Raw genomic sequence first — 23,473 nt, forward strand, 5'->3', positions numbered from 1 at the left:
TCTAATTTGTTAATTCAAATTCATCATAATAATAATCTGAATCGTCACCCGGGTTTCCGAAATCAAAGAATATAACTACTCTTACATAGTCCGCTGTAGGTGCGGCAGAGAAATCATAAACTAACGTCTCCCAAGCACCAGCAACAGTAGAATTTAAATCTACCTCATGCGTTATACTTGCATCAGCATTCTCTAACTTAAGCTTCACCTGAGCACCAGCAATCGGTGACCATGTCTTAACGCTTATATTAGCATAAGCCGTTAAATCTAAAGCTGTATCTACTTCATAGAATGAACCTGCCCAAACCTCAGAACCAGAGGTCTTAGTTAATCTTGCAACATTGGTAGTTGTATTTGCGCCTGTAGCATCTGGATTGGCAATAACTTCTACATCTGCTATATTACCAAAAACTGTAAATGTCGGCACATCACCTTCAAAATCTTGAAATTCTAACGAGGAAGCACCGTTCTCATTTACAAGTTCTATCTCATCATAGTAATACACTGAGTCATCACCTGCATTCCCAAAGTCAAAGAAAATTACGATTCTCGTGTAGTCAGCAATTGGTGCTGTACTAAAGTCATATAATAAGTCTTCCCACTGATTTGCTACTGTTGTATTTAAATCAATTTCTGTAGTAATACTTGCGTCAGCATTCTCTAACTTAAGTTTTACCTGTGCCCCAATTACTGGAGACCAAGTTTTAACATTTATTTTACCATAAGCTGCCAAATCAAAAGGTGCAGGTGTTTCAAAAAACGACCCTGCCCAAACCTCAGAACCTGCAGATTTTGTCAATTTCGCAACCGTATTAGTTGTATTGACCCCTGTTTGATCAGGGTTAGCAATAACTTCTATATCTGCAATGTTACCAAATGTTGTAAACGTAGGTTGGGCACCTTCAAAATCTTGAAGCATTTCTGTTGTTGTTACACCAGCAAACGCTTGCGTTATATCATCAATATAAAAGGTCCAATCTGCACTTCCATCACCGACTGTTCCAAAATCAAAGAATAAAACAATTTTCTGAAATTCTTGAGTTGTATCAATATCAGAAAAATCTACTGACACCTCTTCCCAAGCACTGTTACCTGATAAGGTTACTGTCTTTTCAATAAAAATTCCGGCATCAGAAATATTTTCAAGTTTCATCAACATTGTACCACTTGGCCTTGGAGACCAAACATTTAATGTTATAAGCTTTTGGACAGAGAAATCAATAGGTTCAGACACCTCAATAACATTACCTGCCCAAACTTGAGGACCGTCTTTCACTATTCTTGCCACAGTAGCCGATGGATTACCGCCAGTATCAGGATTAGCAATAATAGCACCAGATGCACCGCCAAAACCAACAAAGGTTGTTGAGTCAAAAGCTTCAAAATCAATTGGTAATTCTGTTGGAGCAGAGACTGTAATAGTCTGCAACCCTTCGAGAGTTTCGATACCACCACTTAATGCTTCCACTTTTATAGTGTAATCCCCAACCAACGGATATATATTACTTACCGTTTCACCTAAAGCCATTGGAGTTGGTAACTCATCTGGATCGGATGTGTCAAAATATACTAAAAATGATGCTGCATAATCTGCAGTTGCTGATACATTTAATTTAAAAACATTAGATGCATCTATATCTGCAGTAATAGCTAAATTCTCTGGTGTTCTAAAAGAGACCATTAACTGTTGATCTGCTTGAGTCATTAGACCATTAATACTTGTCGCAGTAACGCTTACTGTATAAGTTCCCTCAGCATAAACATTATCTACACTTTGACCAACTTCTAAATCTACTGACTGATTAGAACCATCACCAAAAAACACTTCAAATTGTGTCGCACCAACTGCGTTAGGCGTAATAGTCACTAAACCTGAATTATCTTGGACTATACTAAATTGCATAGCCAATTCACTTGGGGCATCTACGTTATCTAAAAACTGAGTACTACGTTCGTCTTCTTCGCAACCTAAAAAAGCTATAAGAAAAAAACTTGCTATAATTAATTTTATATTTTTCATTTCTATGTTTTTTTAATATCCTGGATTTTGTGCCCATTGGTTTCCTGCTAGTTGTATCTCTATTAAAGGAATAGGGAATAACTCATGCTTACCTGATTGAAAACCATCTATTTCTGAAGCAGCTCTTCCGGTTCTAACTAAATCGAAAAAATGATGACCCTCTCCTACTAGTTCAACGCGTCTTTCATGATATATAGCATCAGTTAATGCTGCACCTGTAGCTGACACATTGTTAGCTGTGTTACCAAAAGCACGCTCTCTAACTCTATTTAAGTACATTTCTGCTCGTGTATCACTTACACCACCTCTATTTAAAGCTTCCGCTGCCATAAGTAAGACATCTGCAAAACGTATGGCTCTGTAATTATTTGGATTTGTAAGGTTAGCGTCTCCTGTATTTAAATCTCCTTGTCTAGAAATATACTTTCTATTAAAATAGCCCGTGTGCTCGTTTCCTGTACCAAAAGTAGCACCTGTATCTGCAGCCCAAGCTTCGATATCTAAAATAGCCGTTTGAAATCTGTTGTCTCCGTCTTCAAATTCATCTACGACTTCTTGAGTCGGAACATTGAAACTAAATCCAGATTCAAATAATGGTCCATTATAATTTCTAATACCGTTAAAACCTACCGCTACATTTCCTTCGCTACATTGTAAACAACCAAAACCTGCTCCTTCTAAATCTGTGTATTGCACTTCGAATACTGACTCTATATTATTTTCATTATCATTTTCGAACATGGTGCTGTAATCTACTAATAAATCATGCGGTCCGTTATCTATTAGATTTTCAAGAACTACTCCTGCTTCAGTAAATTTATCTTGATATAAGTAAACTTTACCTAATAACGCTTCTGCAGCACCTTTTGTAACTCTACCATTTTGAGATTGTGTATAGGGTAAATTATCAGCAGCATACATTAAATCTTGTTCCATGAGTGCGTAGATTTCTGCTTTCGGTGTTCTACCAATTGAAAACTGATCGCCGAACTGTAATCTTCGGTCTACTGCGAAAGGGACATCTCCAAACCACTTTACAAGTTCAAAATTATAATACGCTCGTAAAAACCTTGTTTGTGCTATAACAGCTTCTTTGCCTGGGAAATCTGTTTTATTTTGAAACTCCATTATGTAATTAGCACGATTTACACCTGCATACATCCATTGCCAAATATTTCTGACTTGCTCGTTAATCGTTGTATGTATCATATCATCAACTTCTTGAATTCCAGGGACGTCGTTTGCATTCTCACCTCCTGCTAAAGTATTATCTGATGCTATTTCTCCTAACATTACATTAAGGTAGCTAGACTGTAATAAATCATAAGCTGCAATTAAAGCCTGTTGATAATCTGATTCTGAATTAAAGTAGTCTTCAGAGTTCTCGTTGTTTGACTGAACATCTATAAAATCGTCACTGCACGAAGCCATGACAATCAATGCTATAAAAATATATTTGATTTTGAAATTTTTCATGTTCTAATTAAAATTTTAAATTCATTCCTACTAAATATGTTCTTGGATTAGGATAAAATCCATAATCTATTCCTCCACCAATCGGATCTCCTGTTGATGCGGTTGGGTCATAACCACTATATTTTGTGAGGGTAACTAAGTTACTCGCAGATACATAAAATCTTAATTGCTTAAGACCCCATTTCTCAGACATTTCTGGAGATAGCGTATAACCTAATTGCACATTTTGCAATCTTATAAAAGAGCCATCTTCTACAAAAAAGTCTGAAAATAAATTGTTGTTAGTAGCCCCTGTTGTAACTCTTGGAAACGTATTACTTGTTCCTTCACCTGTCCACCTATTTAAAAATTGAACAGTACGGTTGGTAAATGGTAAATTTCTCTCATAGTTTCTAACAATCTCATTACCGACAGATGCAAATGCATAAGCACCAAAGTCAAAGTTTTTATAATCTAAAGTTAGATTAATACCCATTGTTGCATCGGGAATTGGGTCACCTATATTAGTTCTGTCATTATCATCAATAACACCATCGCCATTAATATCTACAAAAATTAAATCACCTGGCTGTGTATTACTATTTAGTATTGGTGAGTTATCTATTTGTGCTTGATTTTGGAATATTCCATTAGTTCTAAATCCTCTAAAATAACCTATTGGGTTACCAGCCTCCATTCTTGCTGGTGCATCTTGCCCAATACCAAAAGCACCACCGGGAACAAAATCTCCAGAGCCACTTACAGAAATCACATTATTATTTAAGGTTGCCACATTATATTTTAGACTGAATCTAAAATCATCACTAAATTGTTCAGTAAAACCAATAGCAAACTCAAATCCTTGATTTTCTACTATACCAGCATTAATTATTGGCGGTCTTGCGGCTGGCGCACTTGCACCTAAAATACCTGACACAGGAGGCTCTACTAATAAGTCTTCTGTTCGCTTTTTATAATAATCGATAGTTACATCGAGTTTGTTCTTCCAAAAACGCATGTCTATACCAATATCTAGTGTTTTTTGTTTTTCCCATCTAATTTCAGGGTTTGCTAATGCACCTACTGCTGTACCAAAAACCAAATCATCATTAAAAGCATAAACACCTTCACCGTCTAAAACAGAAGTGTACCTAAAAGGTGCAATTCTATCGTTTCCGACAATACCATAAGATGCTCTTACTTTTAAGAAATCGATAAAATTATTGTCCTCTAAAAAGCTTTCGTCTGATGCTATCCAACCAGCAGATGCTGAAGGAAAGTATCCAAATCTATTATCTGGAGCAAAATTACTTGATCCGTCTCGTCTTAAAACCGCTGATAATAAATATTTGCCTTTGTAATTGTATTGTATTCTTGTAAAATATGATAAAAGTCTAGCGTCGAAACGCGTATCAATATTTTGAAACACATTTTGCAAATCACTCGCATTTTCTATATTCGCGTTAGAAATGCTATTATCTGGAATATCAAATCCTACAAATCCTGTTTGACTTCCGGAAGTTTTAAATACAGATGTACCTAATAGTACTTTTAAATTGTGCGTATCGTCAAAACTATTCTCATAGGTTATAAATGCATCGAACGTATAATCTCTAAAATATTGATTGCCATCAAACACCTGACTTCTTTCGTTATCAAAAACCTTGTCTACTGTCCCTTGTATTCCATAATCTACTATTGGAGAAAATGATCTGTTTTCGACTTGAGAGTAATTGAATTGATAACTTGCTTGCGCTTTAAAATGATCTAGAAAATCGTATGAAAGATTAATATTTCCGTTTAATTTATCTACCAACGAACTATTGAAGGTGTTATCAATTTGTTTAATTGGGTTTACAACCTCAAATCCAAGATTAGTTGCTGCATCTCCTGGTCTTAAGTCTGGAGCCATATTTATTGCATTAAACAATACAGACCCAATACCTGTTTCAGGCAATGTTCTTCTTACGGTATGCGTCCAAGTAATGCCTGTACTTACTTTAAAATTTTCTAGAAACTCTAAACTATAGCTTCCTCTTTTGGTAAGTCTGTTGAATTTTGCCCTATCACCACCAACAATACCGTCTTGTGTCAAAAAAGAACTACCATAAGCATACGTCGATTTTTCTCCACCACCTTTTAATGTTATTGCATTATTAAAAATTGGTGCATTTTCAAATACTTGTCCTTGCCAATCGGTACCCTGACCTAAACCAGCTGCATTAGGGTATACCAAAGGTTGACCATTTGCAACCGAAGCCTCATTTAATAAAAGCGCATATTCTGTAGCATTTAGCAATGGTAATTTTCTTGTTGTTTCTTGCACACCACCATAAACATTGTACTCTATTGTTAAAGGCATACTTTTTCTACCCGACTTAGTGGTGATAAGAATTACACCATTTGCTGCTCTAACACCGTAAATACCGGCTGTAGCATCTTTTAAGATATTAATAGTCTCAATGTCATTTGGGTTAATCACACTAAGATCCTCTACAATAGTACCATCTACAAGTATTAGCGGTCTAGAATCACCATTGGTTGAAATTCCCCTAATAGTAATAGTTGAAGCTGCACCAGGAGAACCACCATTAGATACAATATTAACACCTGCAACTTGGCCCTGAAGGGCTTGCTCTATACGTGTTGGTTTTAATTTTTCTATAGTTTCACTTGACACTACCGAAACAGCACCCGTTACTTCTTTTTTCTTCTGTGTACCATACCCAATAACTACCACCTCATTGAGCGACTCTGCGTCATCTTGTAATGAAATACTTAAAGGTTGATTATTAATTATTGTTATTTCTTGAGTTTGAAAACCCAAATAAGAAATAACAACTATAGAATTTAAAGGCACATCTTTTAGAGTGAACTTACCATCAAAATCTGTAGAAGTTCCTTTCGCAGTGTTCTTTAGAATAATATTCACACCGGGTAAAGGTTGCCCAGATGAAGCTTCAGTGACTGTGCCTATCACATCGACATTCTGCCCATTAATTGTCATTGCGAAAATGAAAAGAAAGAGCGTAAAAAGTTTTAATTTCATAATTAGTTGATTAGATAATGCAACTTAGAGAATTAAGACTGATGGAAACCTATAAGTGAACCATACAAAAAATATACAACATAAATATTCACAACTAAATCTATAAAAAAATCAATAAAAGGCCTTTTAATCTGTGGATTCCTATCTATTTAACAACTTATTAACAAAAATTAACATTTATATGATAATCTTATCTTGTATGGTTAATGTATAGTTTTAAGAGGTGTTTATAGTTCAATAATGTAATTAGATAAGCTCTGATCATGATCTAATTCCATCTTTTTACGCAAACGATATCGTTTAACCTCTACACTTTTGTGTGAAATATTAAGTAATGGAGCTATTTCTTTTGAAGATAAGTTAAGCCTTAAGTACGCACATAACCTTAAGTCATTTGGTGTAATAGTAGGATGCAGTGTTTTAACCCTTTTCATAAAATCTTTATCCACATTATTAAAAGCTTCTTCAAATAATTTCCAATCACTGGTATTATTAATACTTGAATCTATTAATTTAACTACACTTTTTATTTCAATCAAAGACTTACTCTTAGACAACTCTTCTTTAATATTATTAAGAAGTTCATTACGTTTTACGAGATTCATGGTTGCCATACCTAACTCTCTATTTTTATTATCTATATCTAAGGTTAGGTTTTTATTCTTAAACAGTATTAATTGCCTTTGACTTTCTAACTGCTCTAGTTCTAATTCTCTTTCTTTTTTATCAATAAGCTTTTGCTTTTGCTTTTTATAAAATCTATTATTAAAATAGTGCAATAAAAATATAAATACCAACGACGACAAAATATAAACACTAATTGCCAACGGCTTCAAATACCATGGCTTTTCTATGGTAAAGTTATATGACAAAACATTAATAGAGGCAACACCACCCGTCATAGCTTTTGCTTCAAACTTATAATCACCATGAGGGAGATTTTCAAAATAAACTTCTGAAGTGGACAACCATTTACTCCAATCATCGTATATACCAAGTAACCTGTATTGATAGACAGATGCTGATAATTTATTATAATTAGGTACACTATATTTAAATTGAATACTACTCTTATTATTTGAAAGACTTATTGTTTGATTTAAATCTATTGGTATGAACTTATTATTACGAGAATTATAAGAAATATTATTTAAATATATTGCCTGAGGTGTTTTATCTAGTTTATTTAAATCTATAACAAGATACCCTTCTGTTGTTCCTATTAGATAATTGTCCTCGCTAATATGTAGGATATTCTCAAAGCCTAACTTATTTTTTCGGATTTCACTTGGAATAGAAATCACATTTACTTCAGGCTCGTTAGACAACTTACCTGGTTGAACGTAAATGATTTCATTTTTTGTAAAACCCCATAATTTTTTACTTTCAAAATCATTAATCAGTTTACCAGAAACATAACTATTGTTACTAAATAAAGAACTAAGAAGCGTATCCTTCTTGAAGGTGTTGTTCTCACTATCATAATAGAAACACCCTTCTTTGTAAGAATATAAAATTGAATTATTGTATGAGAGAATACTAGATTTAATACCCTCCTTAACTGATACTTTTTTATAGGATTTTACATTTTTATATCCATCATCAATATTAATTTTATAAACCCCCTTATACTCATGGCTTACTAAAACCTCATTTACATCTGAAAACTCCAAATATCTAGATGAGATATCAAAACCATCTAATTTATTTCTGTAGCACCAAATATTATCAACTTTTTCTAAAATATTTAACCCCTTGTAATTACCTTGAATAAGTAGATCTGGTCTATTAGATATTTCTTTAATAGTCCAAGTACCTAACTCATCAGAGATTTTGGATGCCTTATTGTTGTTTATAACAAAGGTTCCTTCATCATGACCACAAAACAATGCTCCATGTAAAAGCTCTAAACTCCAAACCTGACCTTCAGTACCATCAATAAAGTTAAAGCCAGAATCATCTTCTATTTTTTTATAAAATAAGCCTTGATTTGTGCCTAAGTACAAAAATCCATTTGTCTTAGCAGACGCATAAACAGTACCTAGAACACCTTGCTTATCCTTATATACTTTATAGGGTGAATTATAATTTAATACATTAATTCCGTTATCTAATCCTAACCAAACATTACCATTACTATCTTCTTTAATAGACAAAACAGTGTTATTACTTAAGCCGTAAGCCTGGTTTATAGTTGACAGGATATTACCGTCAGCATCTAAATGCAGTATTCCATTAGAAATAGAGCCTAAAATAAAACTACCATCGTTTAATCTAACACTACTATAAATAGTTAATTGTGATAAAGTCTCATTAGCTGTTATATCCCATTTGATTATTTCATTATTTTCAAATTTTAAAAAGCCAAGTTCTTTTGTCTGAAATAACAAGCCGTTGTTTATCTCATAAATGTTTACAACTTCACCATTAAGAATTCTTTCTGAATCTACTAACAAAACATCAACACCGTTTTCAATTTTAAAAACACCTTCATTATTTTTTTGAAAATAAATGGAGCCGTTTGCACTAAACATTTTATTAATCCTAGTTTGGGAATCAATAATTTTAAAACTATCTTGAGATATATCATAGATATAAATACGCTCTAATGACTGAAAAAGAATATATCCTTCAATATCTAGTATTCCCCAAATTTCCTCATCCTCATTTATCTCAAAATCGCGATTATTAGAGAGAGACGTATAAAAAAGGTTTCCAAATTCATTTTTTGTCCAATACCCAAAATCCCTATATCCACCTGTATATATATAATTATTAACAACTCTAACAGATCTAAATATATCTTCATTCGGTGATGGGTATAATGCCCATGTAGCACCGTTATATTCAAGCAACCCTTTATTATTTGCCACATAAATAAATCCATTTCTAGATTGAGAAATAGCCCAATTTTGATCCTCCGCACTATAATCTTGTGTGGTAAACACTTGTATTGGTGGTAAATCTTGAGCATCACCAACAAACACAACAAACAATAATAAATAAAAAATAATTTTACGAACTATACTCACCTTACAACTATACCTTAATTAATATATCTAATAACTTCGTAATATTGAAGAAGTAAAAACATGTCAAGGCACTAATATAAGTAATTAATAGAACTTTAAAGACTACTGTAGCGTTGATATAAAATTTCTGTATGGTATTAAACAATACAATAAATCTATCACATAAACAAAACATCTTCTTATCTGTGCAACTTTACACTAGATAGATAAAAAATAACTTACATCTTTCTAATCAACTTTTTGAATAATTATTACGCAGTTAATTCCTTTAAGAATGTTAGTAGTTAAGAGGATTTAAGTAGGGTGGTTTATTATTATGTTAAGTGAAGACCTATTTACTATTATAGACTATTTTTATTGCTATAATACTCTTTGTTTTACTTAAGTAATTGAAAGAGTCTAGAAAAAAAACCTAGAATTGACTCCGTTGAGTCCATCTCAACATATTGAGACAAATCAACCCTAAGTAATGGACTGCTTTTTTGGTTTAAAAACTAGTAGAAAGTGAGCATTTAGTATTTTTTTTAAACCAAAAAAGTCGAAACTTTCGTTTCGACTTTTTATCTGTACTGAAGACGGGACTTGAACCCGTACGTCCTAATGGACATTGGATTTTAAGTCCAACGTGTCTACCAATTCCACCACTTCAGCATCTTGATTACAGCTGTAATCAACTTGGTATATTTTAATGAATAGAGCGAAAGACGGGATTTGAACCCGCGACCCCCACCTTGGCAAGGTGATGCTCTACCCCTGAGCTACTTTCGCAGTTTTTAAAGAACTATTTCGCTTTTAAAGCGATGGCAAATTTAAAACATTTATCAGAAAAGCAAAGCCTTTTTTCCAAATAAATAAAAAAACTTTTAAGCTTGCTTTTTATTAATCAACATTCTCTTAATTTCATTGAGTTTCATCAAGGCCTCAACTGGTGTTAATGTATCAATATCTGTATTTAAAATTTCATCTTTTATTTCTATCAACAAAGGGTCATCTAGGTTAAAGAAACTCAACTGTAAATCGTCTTTCAACGTTTTTACTTTATCCGTTAGCTCTTCGCTTGAATGTGATTTCTCTAATTTAGATAATATCTTATTAGCCCTTCTTATGACTTGCTGAGGCATTCCTGCCATTTTAGCAACGTGAATTCCAAAACTATGTTCACTACCACCTTCAACTAACTTTCGCACAAAAAGCACATTATCTTTGAGTTCTTTTACAGCAACGTTAAAATTCTTAATACGACTAAAAGTTTCAGTCATTTCATTTAACTCATGATAATGCGTTGCAAATAAGGTCTTAGGTTTAGCAGGATGCTCGTGAAGGTATTCACTAATTGCCCAAGCAATAGAAATACCGTCATAGGTGCTAGTTCCTCTCCCTATTTCATCTAACAGCACTAGGCTTCGGTCTGAAATATTGTTTAGAATAGAAGCCGTTTCATTCATCTCTACCATAAATGTAGATTCTCCCATAGAGATATTATCACTTGCACCAACTCTAGTGAAAATTTTGTCTACCAATCCAATCCTCGCCTCTCTAGCTGGTACAAAACTACCAATCTGTGCTAAGAGTACAATTAATGCAGTTTGCCTTAAAATAGCCGACTTACCAGACATGTTTGGCCCAGTAATCATTATAATTTGCTGAGAATCTCTATCTAAATAAAGATTATTAGCAATGTATGGCTCTCCTATTGGCAATTGTTTTTCGATTACAGGATGGCGACCATCTTTAATTTCTAAATCAAAACTATCATCAATTTGAGGATAACTGTATTTATTTGCTTTTGCTAAACTCGCAAATCCGCATAAACAATCGAGTTGACCAATAAGTTGTGCATTTTGTTGCACTGGAATAATAAACTGATGCATCCATTGCACCAATTCAGCAAATAATTTTTGCTCAATAGCAGAAATACGTTCCTCTGCACCTAAAATTTTGGCTTCATATTCTTTAAGCTCTTCTGTAATATAACGTTCTGCATTAACTAGGGTTTGCTTACGTATCCATTGTTCCGGAACTTTATCTTTATGTAAATTTCTTACTTCGATATAATATCCAAAAACGTTGTTAGACGCAATTTTTAAAGACGTGATTCCTGTGCGCTCACTTTCGCGCTTTAGCATATTATCTAAGTAGGTCTTACCAGATTGAGACAAACCCCTTAACTCATCTAATTCTTCTGAAAATCCGTCAGCAATAGAATTACCTTTTAAAACATTTACAGGCGCTTCTTCGTTTAGTGTTTCCTTTATTTTTTCGCGAAGCAAATCACAACGGTGCAAATTATCACCTAAGATTTTTAAAGCTTCGTTGTCACAAGTTTCTGCAATAGACTTAATTGGCACAATAGCTTCTAAAGAATTTTTAAGTTGAATCACTTCTCGCGGACTCACTTTAACTGTTGCAATTTTTGAAATTAAGCGTTCAATATCACCAATATGCTTTATTTGCCCTTGTGTTTTCTGAAGAACGGCCTCTTTCTCTAAAAGATACTTTACAACCTCGTGTCGTTGCTTTATTTTTTCGGCGTTCTTAAGTGGCAAAGCCAACCAACGTTTCAACATTCGTCCACCCATTGCTGAAATAGTCTTATCTATAACATTAATTAGTGTGACTGCATTTACATTTGTTGAGTTGTAAAGCTCTAGATTTCTAATGGTGAATTTATCCATCCACACATAATCATCCGTTGCAATTCTAGAAATCGTTGCAATATGCTCTAATTTATTGTGACGTGTTTCACTTAAATAATGTAATACAACACCAGAGGCTATTATACCTTCATATAGATCCTCGATACCAAACCCTTTTAATGTTTTAGTATTAAAATGTTTGGTTAAGGTTTCATTTGCATAATCGGCTTGAAAAACCCAATCCTCTAAATAAAATGTATGAAAGTCATTACCGAAGGTTTCAGAAAATAACTTTCTATTTTGTTTAGAAATTAAAACCTCACTCGGGCTAAAATTCTGAAGCAACTTATCAATATACTCAGCATTACCTTGAGATGTTAAAAATTCACCTGTAGAAATGTCTAAAAATGATACACCAATCTTCTTTTTTTCAAAATAAACAGCCGCTAAAAAGTTGTTAGATTTAGAATGTAAAATATCATCATTGAAAGCCACACCTGGTGTTACTAATTCGGTTACACCACGTTTTACAATAGTTTTAGTTTGTTTAGGATCTTCTAATTGGTCACATATAGCAACCCGCTCACCAGCCCTTACCAATTTTGGTAAATAAGTATTTAACGAATGGTGCGGAAAACCAGCTAATTCTATCTCGCTCTCACTACCAGCACCACGCTTTGTTAAGATAATATCTAAAATTTTAGACGCTTTTATAGCATCGCTACCAAAGGTCTCGTAGAAATCACCAACTCTAAATAATAACAACGCATCAGGATATTTCACCTTTATAGCATTATACTGCTTCATCAACGGAGTTTCTTTTTTTACTTTTTTAGCCAATGGTAGTCTAAGTTTTAAATTCTATTTTTGTGAAAAATGTAAGTGTGCTAATTTAGCTAAATACCCTTGTTCTATAAAAGGAAAGCAAAAGAAGTTATCTACAAAAATGCCAAGATTTCAACATGCGAAAACTAAAAAATGAAGAATTAGACCGATTAGATATTTCTGAATTTAAAACGGCTAAAAAAACTCCTATCATTATTATTCTAGATAATATTAGAAGTTTAAATAATATAGGCTCTGTCTTTAGAACGAGTGATGCCTTTTTAATTGAAAAGATTTACCTCTGTGGTATTACAGCGCAACCACCTCATAATGATATTAGAAAAACTGCATTAGGAAGTACAGAAACGGTAGATTGGGAATACACAGAAAACACTATTGATTTAGTTGAAAAACTGAAAGCTGAAAACATAAAAATTATCAGCATTGAACAAGCCGAAAACGCAACGATGCTAAACGATTTTAAACCTCAACCCAACACTAAACATGCTTTTGTTTTTGGCAATGAAGTTAAAGGTGTCTCGCAGAATGTGGTCGATGCTAGTGATGTTGTGATTGAGATTCCGCAATATGGCACTAAACATTCATTGAATGTTTCTGTGAGTTGTGGCGTTGTGGTTTGGGATGTATTTAGCAAAATGAAGAACCCCGTCTAAATTTCTCAAAAGAGAATACTCTGAAATATAACCCATTCCGACTCCTCTTTTTGAAAACTGCTACTAGGACTGGAAACTATATATTAACCATAATTGATGACGAAAAGAACTAAGACACCTTGGCCAACAAAAGATGCTATGAATCAAGTTTACGAAATGAAACTTTGGGGTGGAAAAAAATTTGACTTTTATTCAGGTGAAGGCTCTCATGATTTAAAAATTGTCCAACCTTATTTAGACGCTGTAATTACATTTTTAGAATTTTACAACCGTTCACTAGCGGTTTGTGATTTAGGCTGCGGTGATTTTAATATTGGGAAACACCTAACGAAATACACACAAAATTATATTGCCATTGATATTGTTGAACATCTTATTGAAAGAAATAAAACGCTTTTTAAAGAAGACAACTTAGAGTTTCAGTGTTTGGATATTGTTGAAGACAAAATTCCCCAAACAGATTGTATAATATTAAGGCAAGTACTACAACATTTATCTAATACTGAAATACAAAAGATTACCAAAAAACTAAGCGCATATAAATATGTAATTCTTACTGAACATATTCCTAAAGGAAATTTCTCACCAAACAAAGATATTATCTCAGGACAAGGCATTAGATTGAAACAAAACAGTGGTCTTAACCTATTAGAAGCGCCTTTTAATTTAGAAGTAAAAGGAGAAGATCATCTTTCAAGTTTTGTTCTAGAAAACAACAAAGGGGTTATAAAAACGGTACTTTATAGTTTATAAAAGGAGTTTAGTTCTGAAACAATTTAAAGTGACAAGTCCGAATGGGAATCGATAAGCCCATAGCCCAAACTGAATACTAAGAATTCACTTCACCTAACAACCACAAATAATCGGCACGACTCTTTACAAAATCCCGTTCCGAAATATCAATAATCTTTACATTCATTTCAGGCTGACTTTTTAAAAATTCGAGATAACCTGTATTTATTTTTTCTAAGTATTCGTCCTTTATATCCTTTTCGTAATTACGACCACGCTTTTTAATATTAGCCTGCAAACGTTCCGTGTTTTGGTATAAGTAAATATATAAATCTGGCTTAGCAATATCCTTGTAAACCTGATTAAACAATTTACGATACAACCTAAACTCATCTTCTGGCAAAGTCACTTTCGAAAAAATGAGTGATTTATTAACATCGTAATCACTTATCATAAAATCTTTAAATAAATCTAGCTGTGACAAATCATCACTGATTTGCTGGTAACGATCTGCTAAAAAGGACATTTCTAGAGTAAAGGCATAACGCTCTGGCTCTTTGTAAAATTTGGGCAAAAATGGATTATCTGCAAAACGCTCTAAGATTAGCTTCGCATTAAAATCTTGAGCTATTTTATTAGCTAAACTGGTTTTACCAGCACCAATATTTCCTTCAATAGCAATGTAATTATAGTTACCAAAGGCGTAAGATTTATTTGGATTCTTTAACCAAATTTTAATAGGCTCTATAACCGATTCGTCTTTACATTCCACCAATAAATCATCGATTGATTTTTTTAGTACAGGATGCTCAACATCTTTTGCTATGTCTTTAAGTGGTTGCAAAACGAACTTGCGTTTTTGCATTTCGGGATGTGGAATAACTAAATGTTTCTCTTCAATAATAGCAGCTTCATAAAACAGAATATCTAAATCTATTTCGCGAGCTTCATAACCATTGCTTGTTTTTGTTGTTCTTCCTAATTTAAATTCAATCGCTTGAAGTTCTTTCAGTACTTTTTTAGGTTTCAAATCGGTTTCGACTTTTATACAAGCGTTGTAAAAATCATCACCTTTAAAACCTAAAGCTGGTGTAACATAAACTTTAGAAATCTTTTTAACTGCACCAATTTTAACGAAAATAGCATCAACAGCAGACTGCAAATACTGCAGTTTATTGCCTTTGTTAGTTCCTAATGCTATGTAAATAGTTTTGGTTGGTGTCATAGAATTAGCAAAATAACTAAAACAAATTTTATTACTTTATCTTTACATCAACTATTTATTGACAATTTTTAATGCCTTTAAAAGACAAACTTTTAGCACAACGTATTTACTTCCTTTTGGGTGCGCTTTTCATAACATCGCTTGTCGTTTCTAACTTAATATTTCAAAAGTTTTTCTATTGGTATCCAATTGATACTAAAATATTTGGGTCTAATCTCTTCGAGATTTCAGTTGGTATTTTACCTTATCCTATCACCTTTTTAATTACCGATTTAATCAGCGAAATTTATGGTAAAAAGCGCGCCAACGACATGGTAATTGCTGGTATTTTTGCTTCAATTTTTTCTGTAGGTATAGTTTTGATTGCAGATTATGTTCCCGCTTTAGATAATTCACCAATAAACGATTCTACTTTCACTAATGTCTTTAGTAAAACTATTGTAGCTGTTGGCTCTAGTATGTTTGCTTATTTATTTGCTCAATTTATAGATATTAAAATTTATCACTTTTGGAAAAATCTCACGAAAGGCAAACATTTGTGGTTGCGTAATAATTTTTCAACGTGGATATCACAATTTATAGACACTCTATCTATTATCACTTTATTGTGTTATTTCGACGTTTTACCTTGGTCTAGCTTTAAAGGTTTATTAATCAGCGGATTTTTCTTTAAAGTTTTAGTAGCTGCATTAGATACACCGTTTTTATATTTGGGTGTTTATTTATTCCGAAAAAGATTCAATCTAAAAGTGAACGAGGAAATTAATCTTCTTTAATTGAATTTGTTCTCGATACAAAATTGCGAAAACAATTTTACTCCAACTGACGTAGCTTATTAATAATAGCCTCACTTTGAGTAATTCTAAAGAATGAGAAATCGTATCGATAAGCTTTTGGCAGTATTAAATCATTAAAATCTTACTAAAGTTTCTTAAAATCACAACTATTCTACTGAACTTTGCGTATAATATATATAGAAGCTATTCTAAAATCACAAAACACCCTATGAAGAAAATTTTCAAAATTATTGGAATCATCTTATTACTTTTCATCGCCATACTTATTACTATTCCATTTGTTTTAGAATCTAAAATAGATGCTATCGTTCAGAATTATGCAGATGAAAACCTAGATGCAGATTTAAGTTTTGACGATATTCGTTTGAGTCTAATCAGTAGTTTCCCAAAAGCTGAAGTGAGTGTAGAGAATCTAAAAATTATAAATCGTGCACCATTTAAAGACGAAACATTTGCCACAGCAAAATCGTTGTCTTTTGAAATGCCTTTGATGCAATTATTTAAAGGCACAGAAGCACCACTTGTTATAAATGAAATTATTGCAGATGAACTTTTATTAACGCTTAAGACCAATAAAAATGGCTCTGTAAACTACGATATCACAAAAGAAGGTGAAGTATCTAATGAAGTAACAACTGACACAACTTCTGGTAGCTTTAGCTTTGATATTAAAAATTACGAACTTAACAATAGTGCTCTTACTTATATAGACGAAGGCACCAACACGTTATTTTATGCAACAGAAATTAACCATAACGGAAAAGGTGTTTTTTCTGGTGGACTCTCAGAATTAGACACAAAAACCGAAGCTAAAATTAGCATTTCTATAGACAGTACTGAATATTTAAGTAACAATATTATAAAACTAGACGCACTCATCGATTTAGATTTAGAGCAACAGAAATACACTTTTAAGGACAATAAAGGCTACATCAACGCATTGCCTTTAGAGTTTGAAGGTTTTGTGCAAATGGTTGAAAAAGGACAGCAAATAGACCTTACTTTTAAAAATCCTGAGTCTTCTTTTAAAGATTTACTTGCTGTGATACCAAAGGCCTATGCTAAGAATATAGAAAATGTAAATACAACAGGAAATTTTACGGTTAACGGAATTATTAAAGGTTTGGTGTCTGAGAAGACTATTCCGACGTTAGATATTAATATGCATTCAGACAACGCCTCTTTTAAATACCCAGATCTTCCTAAAAGCGTGACTAATATTATGATTGACGCTTCTGTAAAAAACACAACTGGTAATGTTGATGATACGTTTGTAGATATTAATAAGCTCAACTTTAAAATAGATGAAGATGTCTTTAAGTCTGAAGCACATATAAAAAACCTTACTGGTAATATGCTAGTAAACGGGAATTTAGACGGTGTTTTAAACTTAGCTAATATTTCAAAAGCGTATCCTGTTGAACTCAAAAATCAGCTCAACGGAATTCTAAAAGGGAAACTGAATACGACTTTTGATATGAATGCAATAGAAACAAACGCTTACCAACGTATTAAAAATAATGGAAGTGTTTCGCTAACTGGTTTTGTGTTTTCTTCTGATGACATCGTAAATCCAATTCAAATTAATAAAGCAGATTTAACCTTTAAACCAGGAACAGTTAGTTTGAATAGTTTTGATGCTTTAACAGGTAAAAGTGATTTTTCTGCTACAGGAACAATTAACAACTTACTTGGATTCTTATTAAGTGATAAAAACCTTCAAGGTGATTTTAATGTTAACTCAAATATGTTTGCGATTTCAGATTTTATGGTAGAAGATGAAACCGCTTCAAAAACTTCGAACAAAACAACACCTGATAAGGAATCACTTAAAATTCCAGCTTTTTTAGATTGTACAATCACTGCAAATGCTATGACTGTTATCTACGATAATTTAAATTTAAAGAATGTAAAAGGCCAGCTACGCATTAAAGATCAGAATGCAAATTTAAGTAACATGACAATCGATTTATTTAATGGTCAATTAGGCATTTCTGGAAACGTATCTACAAAAAGCGCTAAACCAACTTTTGATATGAAGTTAGCAATGCAACAGTTTGACATTTCACAATCGTTTAAAGAATTAGAAATGTTGAAGTTTTTAGCTCCTATTGCGAAAGTAATACAAGGGAAACTTAACTCTACAATAGACGTAAGTGGTTTCTTGGATTCAAACTTCTCGCCAGATTTAAATACAATTTCAGGAGATGCAATTGCAGAAATACTAACTTCAGAAATAAATACAGCGCAAAGCCCACTGCTTTCTGGCTTAGTTGGTAAATTAAATTTTATAGATTTTAAACAACTCGAAAAAGACATTAAAACCAAACTGAGTTTTGATAACGGCCAAGTATCTGTAAAGCCATTCACTATAAACTATAAAGATATTCCTATTGAAGTGTCAGGAACTCACAGTTTCTCTAACACCATGAATTATAGTGCTGTATTACAGGTACCTGCAAAATATTTAGGTAGCGAAGTCAACCAATTAGTTGGTGAAATTAATGACAACGAGGTTAATAAAATTACAGTACCTGTAACTACTAATATCGGAGGCACATTTACTAGTCCTAATATTACTACAGATTTAACTACTGGAGTAACTAATCTTACCCAACAATTAGTTGAGATACAGAAACAAAAATTAATTGGTCAAGGAAAAGATAAAATAAACGATTTATTGGGTGGTCTTTTAGGAGGAAACTCTAACGGTACAAAAACAGATTCTACAAACACTAAAACAGATAGTACTAAAACTAATTCTACAAGTAAAGCCAAAGACGAGGTTACAAATATTCTTGGTAGCCTTTTAGGAGGAAAGAAAAAAACCAAGAGCAAAAAAGAGCAAGATTCTACCAAAAACTAGGTATTTAAAACAAAAACGAGTTAATTTTAGTTAATAATCACCTTTTTGTTTGCTTTTCTAAATAATTACGTTATAATGTGGGTTCACTAAATTTAAAGAGGATATATGAGGCAATTAAAAATCACCAAGCAAGTTACTAATAGAGAAGATAAATCATTAGATAAATATCTTCAAGATATAAGTAAAATACCATTGATAACTGCTGACGAAGAAGTTGAATTAGCTCAACGTATAAGAAAGGGTGATCAAGTAGCTTTAGATAAATTAACAACGTCTAACTTAAGGTTTGTTGTTTCTGTTGCAAAGCAATATCAAAATCAGGGTTTAAAACTTCCTGATTTAATTAATGAAGGCAATGCAGGTCTAGTAAAAGCCGCAAAGCGTTTTGATGAAACCAGAGGTTTTAAATTTATATCTTACGCTGTTTGGTGGATTAGACAGGCTATTTTACAGGCTTTAGCCGAACAATCTCGTATTGTTAGGTTACCATTAAATAAGATTGGTACTATTAATAAAATTAATAAGGCGTATTCGCATTTAGAGCAGGTTAACCAAAGACCACCAAATGCAGATGAAATTGCTAGAGAACTAGACATTAGTGTTCGCGAGGTAAAGCAGTCTATGAAAAATTCTGGACGTCATTTATCAATGGATGCACCATTAAAAGATGGAGAGACATTTAGTTTGTACGATGTTGTAAGTGCTAGCGAATCACCTAGACCAGATAGAGACTTAATGAAAGCATCCTTAAATACTGAGGTAGAACGTGCTTTAGAAACGCTTACTCAAAAGGAAAGTGATGTTATTAGATTAAACTTTGGTATCGGAGACCAACCACCAATGACATTAGAAGAAATAGGTAGTATCTATGACTTAACACGCGAACGCGTGAGACAAATTAGGGAAAAAGGTATTAGACGATTACGCCATGCAAGTAAGAGTAAAATATTAAAAACCTATTTAGGTTAATTTAAAATAATTTAATTTTTTATTTTCAATAAGTTAGCATATATTTGCCGACTATTTGCAAGAATTTATATAATAAAAATATATCGATACATGATTAAAATCGAAATCAAAGAAGGAGAAAATATAGAACGTGCTCTTAAGCGTTACAAGCGTAAACACAGAAATGTGCAGATTATGCAAAACCTTAGAGAATCTCGTTATTTCACAAAACCTTCTGTTAAAAGAAGAAGAGAAATTCAGAAAGCTGAGTATATCCAAGGTTTAAGAGACGCTGAAAACGTATAGATTTACGTCTTAATATCCACAATATAATAGGGCAATAGAAATATTGCTCTTTTTTTGTTGGTAGTCGTTTTACGTCCTGAAATTTTCATTTTACGCACGCACCTCTAAGAATGCGCTGTACGGTTTTCATAAAAATGCTAAAAAGTCTTATCAGCGTATAATTATCTATTAGTAGCTTATAAACCGTTATCGATAAAATATTTGACCTGCAACCATAAGGCTAAATACTTAAAAGGTGAGGATTTCATAACTAAAACTTTATTTAATGAATTCTCATTAAATAAAAGCGGTATTAACGGAATGCTAACACCAATTAAAACTGCAATTCTACAACAAGTCCTTCATTAGATCGGATATTAAAAACAGTGTTATCTTCAAAAATCAGATACTGCCCTTTTACGCCTACTAGTTTACCTGAATATTCAATTTGCTTTTTAAGATTCAAACTATTTGGTTTTACAGGATACTGATTTACAGGGAAATGAATATGTGTTTCAGAATTATGTTCTATAAAATAAGCCCTAGCCTCATCTGGTATGTATTTCTTAAGATGCTGTCTCCATTCTAAAAGATTTTCGTCTTCAATATCATTCTTAAGCATTTTTCTCCAATTGGTTTTATCAGCGACATAAGCCTTTAAAGCTACCTCAGTTATACCTGCGAGGTAACGATTGGGCACCTCAACAATTTCAACAGCTTCATGCGCACCTTGATCTATCCAACGTGTTGGTACTTGGCTTTTACGAGTCACTCCTACCTTTACATTACTAGAATTTGCGAGGTAAACAATATGAGGTTGCAACTGTACCTTTTTCTCATAGTCTAAATCCCTATCCTCTTTATCTAAATGGGCAGTACTAAGCTCAGGTCGCATAATCCAATCACCTGCAAAAGGTTTATCAAAAAAGCAATTTTTACAAAAACCTTGTCTATAAATAGGCTTATCTAAGCCACAACTTAAACATTGATGACCAACCAGCTTAATATTAAAAGGTTTATTTAAAAGCTGATTAATATGAATGAAATCATTTTTAAAAACCAAATAATATTGAATAGGGTCTAAAAACTCGGTTTGCATTTTAGTTAGTACACCGGTATAAAGCATAAAAGAAATTTAGTATTTTTAGCACACAAGCTTCCTTATGGCAAACCACAAAGAACTTGTAAGCAAAAAAGATTTAAGTTTACAAACGATAATTAATTTATTAAATCTCGCTTAGCGAGTAAAGATAGCCAATCCATGCCAATCCCAATTGTAAATTCTATTGCTTCTTGGTTCTTAAAGAAACGAGTCCATCAAATTGAATTGTTTTTAAAATACCCTAATGAAGTTCAAAATGAGTTGCTTTTTACTCTTCTAAAAATTGCAAAGGATACAGAAACAGGAAAGAAATATGATTTTGCATCCATAAAAAGCTATAAAGATTTTAACGAGCGCTTACCTGTTGTTAATTATGAAACCATACAACCATCAATAGAACGCTCTAGAAATGGTGAGCAAAATATCTATTGGCCAACACCTATAAAATGGTTTGCAAAATCTAGTGGAACAACAAATGCAAAAAGTAAATTTATACCTGTAAGTACAGAATCTTTAGAAGATTGCCACTATGCGGCAAGCAAAGATCTATTATGTATGTACTTAAACAACAATGAAAATTCTCAATTATTTACTGGCAAAAGCCTAAGACTAGGTGGCAGTAAAGAATTGTATAAAGAAAACGGAACTGCATTTGGTGATTTAAGTGCGATTCTTATAGATAATATGCCGTTTTGGGCTGAATACAGTAGTACTCCAAGTAGTAAAGTTTCATTAATGAGTGAATGGGAAACCAAAATGCAAGCTATTGTAGATGAAACTATAAACGAAAATGTTACAAGCCTAGCAGGTGTGCCTTCATGGATGCTAGTTTTACTAAATAATGTCCTAGATTCAACAGGAAAAGATAGCCTATTTAATATTTGGCCTAACCTCGAAGTTTATTTTCATGGTGGAGTTAGTTTTAACCCTTACATAGATCAGTACCGTAATATATTACCTAAAAAGCAATTTAAATACTACGAAATCTACAATGCATCTGAAGGCTTTTTTGCTATCCAAGATCAAAATTATTCAGGTGATTTATTACTGATGTTAGATTATGGTATTTTCTATGAGTTTATACCAATGGATACCTATGGTAAAAGTGATCAAAAAGTAATCCCGTTGAGCGATGTAGAGCTTAATAAAAACTACGCAGTTATCATTACAACAAATGCAGGTCTTTGGCGCTATAAAATTGGAGATACAATACGTTTTGTAAGTATAAGTCCGCATAGAATAAAAGTTTCTGGTAGAACGAAACACCACATTAATGCATTTGGTGAAGAATTAATAATTGAAAATGCAGAAGATGCATTAAAAAAAGTATGTAAACGCACCTCAGCTGAAATAGTAGATTATACTGCTGCACCGATCTTTATGAGTGGCAAGGAAAAAGGAACTCACGAATGGATTATTGAATTCAAAACACCACCACGAGACATGCCTTATTTTGAGGAGCTTTTTGATAATGCACTAAAATCCTTGAATTCGGATTATGAAGCTAAACGTTTCAATAATATTACTCTTAATAAACCAAAAATTCATAGTGCCAGACCAAATTTATTTTATGATTGGTTAAAAGAAAATGACAAACTTGGCGGACAACATAAAGTACCTCGATTATCAAATTCTAGAGACTATATTGATGAGTTATTACGCCTAAACAAAAGCTAACAGACATATGTTAATCTATTGAATACGTTTTGTTTAACGTCTTCTATGTACTAAAAAATATCGTTAATCGTTAAAACATGTCATACACCTAACTAAAATACTCAGAAAGGTATAAAAGGTTATTTTAGCATTAATTAATCCTAATTTCCC

General features: G+C 32.8%; 14 protein-coding genes and 2 tRNA genes. 7 read left to right on the plus strand and 9 right to left on the minus strand.

The window, feature by feature from the left end; translation table 11 throughout:
• Position 1: 1 nt before the first annotated feature.
• From B2U95_RS13755 to mutS, 7 genes are all read right to left on the minus strand, one after another.
• Complete coding sequence (locus tag B2U95_RS13755; RefSeq protein WP_296317144.1) at positions 2-2,020, minus strand: hypothetical protein; 2,019 nt, start codon at positions 2,018-2,020, stop codon at positions 2-4.
• Positions 2,021-2,032: 12 nt separating this feature from the next.
• Positions 2,033-3,496 carry a RagB/SusD family nutrient uptake outer membrane protein gene (locus B2U95_RS13760; RefSeq protein WP_296317146.1) on the minus strand — a complete coding sequence of 488 codons (1,464 nt, stop codon included), beginning with the start codon at positions 3,494-3,496 and terminating at the stop codon, positions 2,033-2,035.
• Positions 3,497-3,503: 7 nt separating this feature from the next.
• On the minus strand, positions 3,504-6,524 hold the full coding sequence (locus B2U95_RS13765) for a SusC/RagA family TonB-linked outer membrane protein (protein WP_296317148.1): 3,021 nt from the start codon (positions 6,522-6,524) through the stop codon (positions 3,504-3,506).
• 227 nt (positions 6,525-6,751) lie between these two features.
• A complete protein-coding gene (locus tag B2U95_RS13770; RefSeq protein WP_296317150.1) occupies positions 6,752-9,556 on the minus strand; it encodes a helix-turn-helix and ligand-binding sensor domain-containing protein in 2,805 nt (934 codons plus the stop codon).
• Between the two features lie 567 nt (positions 9,557-10,123).
• Positions 10,124-10,207 (minus strand) — tRNA-Leu (locus B2U95_RS13775).
• A 45-nt stretch (positions 10,208-10,252) separates the two neighbouring features.
• Positions 10,253-10,324, minus strand: a tRNA-Gly gene (locus tag B2U95_RS13780).
• A 95-nt stretch (positions 10,325-10,419) separates the two neighbouring features.
• On the minus strand, positions 10,420-13,032 hold the full coding sequence (gene mutS / locus B2U95_RS13785; protein WP_296317152.1) for a DNA mismatch repair protein MutS: 2,613 nt from the start codon (positions 13,030-13,032) through the stop codon (positions 10,420-10,422).
• Between the two features lie 122 nt (positions 13,033-13,154).
• Here mutS and B2U95_RS13790 point away from each other — a divergent pair, with 122 nt between their 5' ends.
• On the plus strand, positions 13,155-13,691 hold the full coding sequence (locus B2U95_RS13790; RefSeq protein WP_296317154.1) for an RNA methyltransferase: 537 nt from the start codon (positions 13,155-13,157) through the stop codon (positions 13,689-13,691).
• A gap of 96 nt (positions 13,692-13,787) precedes the next feature.
• Positions 13,788-14,444: a class I SAM-dependent methyltransferase gene (locus tag B2U95_RS13795; protein ID WP_296317156.1), complete on the plus strand. Its 657-nt coding sequence runs from the start codon at positions 13,788-13,790 to the stop codon at positions 14,442-14,444.
• A 76-nt stretch (positions 14,445-14,520) separates the two neighbouring features.
• Here the strand turns inward: B2U95_RS13795 and folK are convergent, their stop codons facing one another.
• On the minus strand, positions 14,521-15,648 hold the full coding sequence (folK, locus tag B2U95_RS13800) for a 2-amino-4-hydroxy-6-hydroxymethyldihydropteridine diphosphokinase (RefSeq protein WP_296317158.1): 1,128 nt from the start codon (positions 15,646-15,648) through the stop codon (positions 14,521-14,523).
• A gap of 71 nt (positions 15,649-15,719) precedes the next feature.
• On the opposite strand from folK, the gene B2U95_RS13805 reads away from it, so the two are divergent.
• From B2U95_RS13805 to rpsU, 4 genes are all read left to right on the plus strand, one after another.
• Entirely contained in the window at positions 15,720-16,424 is a 705-nt protein-coding gene (locus B2U95_RS13805; protein ID WP_296317160.1) for a queuosine precursor transporter, read from the plus strand.
• Positions 16,425-16,653: 229 nt separating this feature from the next.
• On the plus strand, positions 16,654-19,311 hold the full coding sequence (locus tag B2U95_RS13810; RefSeq protein WP_296317161.1) for an AsmA family protein: 2,658 nt from the start codon (positions 16,654-16,656) through the stop codon (positions 19,309-19,311).
• A gap of 105 nt (positions 19,312-19,416) precedes the next feature.
• A complete protein-coding gene (locus tag B2U95_RS13815) occupies positions 19,417-20,280 on the plus strand; it encodes a sigma-70 family RNA polymerase sigma factor (RefSeq protein ID WP_296317163.1) in 864 nt (287 codons plus the stop codon).
• 90 nt (positions 20,281-20,370) lie between these two features.
• The gene (gene rpsU / locus B2U95_RS13820; RefSeq protein WP_008269492.1) at positions 20,371-20,565 is read left to right on the plus strand and encodes a 30S ribosomal protein S21; all 195 of its coding nucleotides are present in this window, start codon (positions 20,371-20,373) and stop codon (positions 20,563-20,565) included.
• 313 nt (positions 20,566-20,878) lie between these two features.
• Here the strand turns inward: rpsU and B2U95_RS13825 are convergent, their stop codons facing one another.
• Positions 20,879-21,670: a DUF2797 domain-containing protein gene (locus tag B2U95_RS13825; RefSeq protein WP_296317166.1), complete on the minus strand. Its 792-nt coding sequence runs from the start codon at positions 21,668-21,670 to the stop codon at positions 20,879-20,881.
• A 135-nt stretch (positions 21,671-21,805) separates the two neighbouring features.
• Between B2U95_RS13825 and B2U95_RS13830 the strand changes: the two genes are divergently transcribed.
• Positions 21,806-23,323, plus strand: coding sequence for a GH3 auxin-responsive promoter family protein (locus tag B2U95_RS13830; RefSeq protein ID WP_296317168.1), 1,518 nt, complete (start codon positions 21,806-21,808; stop codon positions 23,321-23,323).
• Positions 23,324-23,473 lie beyond the last annotated feature (150 nt).

The organism is Winogradskyella sp. UBA3174 (assembly GCF_002364335.1).
Classification (GTDB): domain Bacteria; phylum Bacteroidota; class Bacteroidia; order Flavobacteriales; family Flavobacteriaceae; genus Winogradskyella.